Here is a 5,301-nt window from a genome sequence, read left to right on the forward strand (position 1 = left end):
TGTGCCGGGGCTCGGACGGGCGGGTGTTGCTGGTCCGGGGTTCCGCCTCGTGCCCGGTCCCGGGCGTCTGGCAGGTGCCCGGCGGAGGCCTCGAACACGCCGAGCACCCGGCGCACGCGGTGGTCCGCGAGTTCGCCGAGGAGACCGGCCTCACGGTGGAGGTGACCGGGCTGCGGGCGGTGTCCGCCGACGTCACGACCTTCCGTGCCGCCGACGTCGCGCTGCACACCGATCGCGTGGTCTTCGACGTCACCGTGCGGGGCGGTGAACCCCGGCCGGAGCCGGCCGGCGGCACCGACGAGCTGGGCTGGTTCACGACCGACGAGGCGGCGGCGGTGCCGCTCATGCCGTTCACCGCCGAGTTGCTCGGCGTGCCCGTGTCGCCCCTGCCGTCCGATCTGCCCCGCTCGCCGGCGGAAGGTCCGGCCACCCCGTCCGACCGGAGGCAGCGCTTCGGGGCGTACGGCCTGGTCACCGACCCTGCCGGCCGGGTGCTGCTCACCATGATCGCCGACGGCTACCCGGGCGCCGGCCGGTGGCACCTGCCCGGCGGCGGGACCGACCACGGAGAGCAGCCGGTCGCCGCGCTGCTGCGCGAGCTGGTCGAGGAGTCCGGCCAGCTCGGTCGGGTGGTCGAGCTGATCGGCGTCGACAACCTGCACAACCCGGCCGCGCTGGGCCCGGAGGGGCGCCCGCTCGACTGGCACGGCATCCGGGTGCTCTACCGGGTGGCGGTGGACGCGCCCACGGAGCCACGGGTGACCGAGCTCGCCGGTGGCTCCACCGCCCGCGCGGGCTGGTTCACGCCGGAGCAACTCGCCGGGCTGCCGCTGAGCGGGATCGCCGCACTGGCGCTGGCCAATGCCCCTACCGACGAGCGTCCGTAACCGGACATCGGTGTCCCCGGCACCCGCTCACCGAGCCGACGGAGACGGGGTCCGGTACATTCGATGTGGGGTTGGTGGAGGAAACGGGCGATGGAGCCCGAGATGGGAATAAGAGAGCGGTACGCGCGGTTAGACCAGATATAAGTACCGCCGGCAGCTATCGCCAATCCCCGTTCCCCTATGCGATGGTGTACTCCGCAAAACGGCTGCCGGGCCAGAAAGGTCCGGCACGAGACAGCCGGACAGCCGCCCTCGCGACGGTAAACCGATCCGGTGATGGAGGAAACGTGCCGAGAGCCCCATGGCGCCGGCGTCGTACCACTGACAGTCCGCGTCCCGCAGGGCGTCGTTGGGCGGGCCCGTTGCGCCGCAGCAGCACGCTCGCCCGGCAGGTGCTGCTGGTCCGGGTGGGGCGCCGCGACGGCGACCTGCACGCGACCAGCGACCTCTCGATGCCCGAGCACCGCTACGCCGACCGGCCGCGACGCCGCTACGGACTCACCCGGGTCGAGCGCGCCGACGTCGCCTCGATCGTCCCGGTCAGCCCCGCGCTCGGCCCCACGACCCCGGTCGACGACTCGGCGATGTCGATCCCGCTGCTTCCGGGCGAGCGGACGGTCGCCCGCCGGATGAAGTTCGCGGTGGTCAACGCCTGCACACTCAGCAGCCTGATGCTCGGCATGCTGGCCATCTTCCTGGCCATGCAGGGCGAGGTGCGCGTCGCCGCGCTCTGCCTGATCGCCTGCGTCGTCTTCGACGGCCTCGACGGCGCGCTCGCCCGCAAGTTCGGGGTGGCCAGCCCGTTCGGGGCGCAGATGGACTCGCTGGCCGACATGTGCTCGTTCGGGCTCGCCGCCCCCGTGGTGGTCTACGCCTCGCTGGCCGGTTCGGTCTCCACGCCGGCCGCCGCGGTGGCCTGCGCCCTCGTGGCGGCGTGCGCGGCGATCCGGCTCGCCCGGTTCAACGTCTCGCCGAAGGACGGCCGGTTCTTCTGCGGCGTGCCCACCACCATGGCCGCCGCAGTGCTCGCGCTGACCGTCGCCATCGGGCTGCCGGTGCCGGGCATCGTCCTGGTCGCCGGCGTGGCGCTGCTCGCCTTCGCCATGGTCTCCAGCTTCCCCTACGCGAAGCTCGCCCGGCTGCTGAAGCTGCCGCCGTGGCTGTGGCTGGCCCCGGTGATCGGCGCGCTGATCGACATCCGGCTCACCTTCGCCCTGATCGTGGTCGGTTACCTGGTCAGCGGCCCGGTGCTCTGGCTGCGTCAGCGTCGTACCGCCTGACACACGTACGCGAGAAGGGGCGCCGCGCATTCGCGGCGCCCCTTCTTCGTGTCGTCCGGCCCGGGCCTCAGCGCCAGCGGGCGATGACGGTCGAACCCCCGACGACCTTGTCCCCCGGGCCGACCAGCGGCTCCGCCGCGTCCGCCGGCAGGTAGACGTCTGTGCGCGAGCCGAACCGGATCAGGCCGAAGCGCTCGCCCCGGGCCAGCAGCGCGCCGATCGGCGCCCGCTGCACGATCCGCCGGGCGATCAGGCCCGTGCGCTGCGCCACGACCACCGTGCCGCGCGCGGTGTCCAGCACCGTGTACGCGGCCACGTTGTGCTCCGCCGCCGGCTTCATCGCGTTGGCGAAGCCACCGTCGGCGACGAAGTAGTCGACCACCTTGCCGGCCACCGGGGCACGGTTGACGTGCACGTCCAGCACCGACAGGAAGACCGCGATCCGCAGCCACTCGCCCTCGCCGAAACGCTCGTCGTGCAGCCGCTGCACGGACAGCACCCGACCGTCGGCCGAGGCGACGACCGCCGACGGGTCCTCCGGCACGTCGCGCTCCGGGTCCCGGAAGAAGGCGGCCACGGGAGCGGCGGCCAGGGCCGGGAGCAGCCAGAGCTTCGACTTCGGCCGGGTCGCCCGGGCCACCGCGGCCAGGCCCAGCGCGATGCCGGCCGCGGCCACCCCGTTGGAGTCGATGTGCATCCCACGGGTCAGCGGGACGCTGGACGGGCGGTACGCCGGCGCCAGCCGGGCCGCCGACGCGGCGTCGGCCGGGGTGTAGCGGAGCCGGTACACCCGCAGCGGCGGCGTGTTGCGCAGCACCAGGTCGACCCCGACGCCGTACAACGCGCCCTGCCGGTCCAGTTCGGCGGCGGCGCCCGCGGTACGCCCCGGCGTCGCGGTCGTGGCCACGCTCAGCACCGCGCCGTCGGCGAGGTACTTCGTCAGGCCCTCGACGGCGGCGCGGGTCTCGTCGGCCGTGCCGGTGAGCGGCTCCGCGGCGACGACCACCGCGGCCGGTTCGGCCTCGGCGAGGGTGTCGACCACGCGGACCCGGTCGGCCACCCAGCGACCCTGGGCGGTGACGTGCTCCCGGAGGGCCGCCGGGGAGGCCGACCCGGCGGGCACCAGGGTGAGGGTGTCGCCGGGCAGCAGCGCGTCGATCGCCGCGGTCAGCACCGCGGACTCGGGCGTCGCGCCGACCAGCAGCGCGGCCTTCGGATCGTTGATCCGGGCGAGCTCGGAGACGAGGGTACGGGCGGCTCGCTCGCCGATGCGGACCGGACCGGACCGGCCGAAGGTGCGCACGGCGGGGGACTGCGTCATGTCGGACGGACTCCTGACGGGTAGAGACGGGAATCGCGGCGGGACCGCCACGGCGGCGCGTCCGGCCGGCGCGGGCGGCCAGGTCGGTGCGGCGGCCAGGTCGGCGCGGGCCGGCCGGCGGAGGCGAGTTCTCCACGGCCAGCATAGGCCGCCGCCGACGACGGCCGCACCGCTGTGGTCAGCCGCGCGGGTGCTCCCCACCGGCCGACGGCCCGTCGGTCCGCCGGGACAGGGCGTCCTCGTCGGCGGCGCGGTCCTCGACCGCCTCGGGCCGGACGTCGGTGACGGCCTCCGTCGGCCACTCGTCGGCCTCGTCCCCGGCCCGCAGGCCACCCGTCGTCGGCCCGACCGTCGCCGGCGTATCCGTGGTCGCCCCGCCGGTCGTCGGCACCTCCGCCGTCTGCCCGACCGTCGCCGGCGTCTCCGTGGTCGCCCCGCCGGTTGTGGGCACCTCCGCCGTCTGCCCGGCGGTCGTCGGTTCCTCCGCCGGCTGTCCGCTCGGCGGCAGTCCGGCCGTCGTCGGTGCGCCGGTGGTCGGCGCGGAGACGTCCCACTCGGACCGGGTGCCCCAGTCGGTCGGCTCGCCCCAGTCGGAGCGCCGGCCGCCCCACGCCGTCGGCTCGTCGGCCGGCGCGGGCCGGTCGAGGTCCCAGCGGGTCGGGTCGATCCCGGTGGCCTGTCGGTCCGTGGCCCGGCCCGCCGGTTCCGCGCCCGGCGGGGTGGAGACGGGCGCGACGGTGTCCGGGGCGACCGCGTCGGAGGCGGTGGTGTCGGTGAGGGCGTCGCCGGAGGGGGCGTCGCCGGGCGTGGGCGCGGCGCCGGACCGCCCGGATCGCAGCGCGCCCAGCAGGCCCAGCAGGCCGATCAGGATCAGCGCGCCGGCCAGGAACCAGCCGACCGGAGGGAGGGCGAGCCCGAGCAACTGGGCGAGCAGCCACCACGCGGCGAGGCCGAGGAAGATCAGCCCGAAGGCGAAGGACACGATGTCGGTGCGGTGGGCCTTCACCGGGTCACCTCCAGGTTGCCGGCGTTGACGTGGATGTAGAGGCGCAGCGTGCCGCCGCCGGGGCCGTCCGGACCCAGGTCGGTCGTCTCCCGCAGCTCGCCCGCCAGCCCGCCGGAGTGCTTGCCGAAGACGACCGCGTCGCCGGCGTTGACGTCGGCGACCGTGGTGACGTCGACGTTCGGCGGCACCACCACCGTGCACTCGCCGAAGTTGACGGAGACGGTGATCTCGGTGTTCTTCTTGTCGAAGTCGACCGCGCGCAGGTCCAGGACCGTGTCGCCGAAGCTGTTCTCGTACCGCAGGGCGAGGTCGCGGTGGTCGGTGGGCGCCCAGGTGACGTTGCCGTCGACGCCCCGGATCCGGTCGTAGGACTCGGCCACGGTGGCCACGCCGAGCGCGGCGGCGGCCACCACGCCGAGCGCGATGAGCCAGCGGGCCCGTCCGAACCAGGTGCCGACCAGCAGGCCGAGCCCGATGGTGGCCAGCGTGGCCGCGAAGTAGGCCGACGCCCCGATGGCGTAGACGTCCAGCAGGTCGACGACGGCGACCACGCCCAGGGCGAGGAAGATCAGCGAGAACGTCACCGCGCCGAGCGGGGAGCGCTCCTTCGGTCGCTTCGGCGGCTTCGGCGGCTTGCGCGGTGCGGGCGGCACGACGGTCTGCCCGGCGTACGGGCCGTGCGGGGCCTGGAAGACCCGCTCGCCCACGCGTACCCGGCCGGGGCCGTCGAGCCGGGCGGCGCCCCGGACGAACCGCCCGCCCTTGCCGGTGAACCGCTGCACCGCGACCGTGTCGTCCCAGGTGTCG

5 protein-coding genes are annotated in these 5,301 nt (G+C 75.0%); 2 read left to right on the forward strand and 3 right to left on the reverse strand.

All coding sequences use genetic code 11. From position 1 onward, the window contains the following. On the forward strand, window positions 1-887 hold an 887-nt coding region (locus tag F6X68_RS30360; protein ID WP_151457466.1), incomplete at its 5' end, for an NUDIX hydrolase. Between the two features lie 362 nt (window positions 888-1,249). Continuing rightward, complete coding sequence (locus F6X68_RS30365; protein ID WP_151457467.1) at window positions 1,250-2,167, forward strand: phosphatidylcholine/phosphatidylserine synthase; 918 nt, start codon at window positions 1,250-1,252, stop codon at window positions 2,165-2,167. Between the two features lie 67 nt (window positions 2,168-2,234). Here F6X68_RS30365 and F6X68_RS30370 read toward each other — a convergent pair whose 3' ends face one another. The 3 genes from F6X68_RS30370 to F6X68_RS30380 all read right to left on the reverse strand — a co-directional run. Further along, window positions 2,235-3,488, reverse strand: a complete 1,254-nt coding sequence (locus tag F6X68_RS30370; RefSeq protein ID WP_151457468.1) for a phosphatidylserine decarboxylase — start codon at window positions 3,486-3,488, stop codon at window positions 2,235-2,237. Between the two features lie 178 nt (window positions 3,489-3,666). Beyond that, complete coding sequence (locus tag F6X68_RS34930; RefSeq protein ID WP_370519013.1) at window positions 3,667-4,494, reverse strand: hypothetical protein; 828 nt, start codon at window positions 4,492-4,494, stop codon at window positions 3,667-3,669. Continuing rightward, a partial coding sequence (locus F6X68_RS30380; RefSeq protein ID WP_151457469.1) for a LiaF domain-containing protein occupies window positions 4,491-5,301 on the reverse strand: 811 nt, incomplete at its 5' end. The genes F6X68_RS30380 and F6X68_RS34930, both read right to left, overlap by 4 nt.

This window comes from Micromonospora sp. AMSO12t, assembly GCF_008806585.1.
Lineage (GTDB): Bacteria > Actinomycetota > Actinomycetes > Mycobacteriales > Micromonosporaceae > Micromonospora > Micromonospora reichwaldensis.

Excerpts from the sequence above, each read along its gene's own strand:
- F6X68_RS30370 (WP_151457468.1), bottom strand. The coding sequence starts at position 3,488 with ATGACGCAGTCCCCCGCCGTGCGCACCTTCGGCCGGTCCGGTCCGGTC.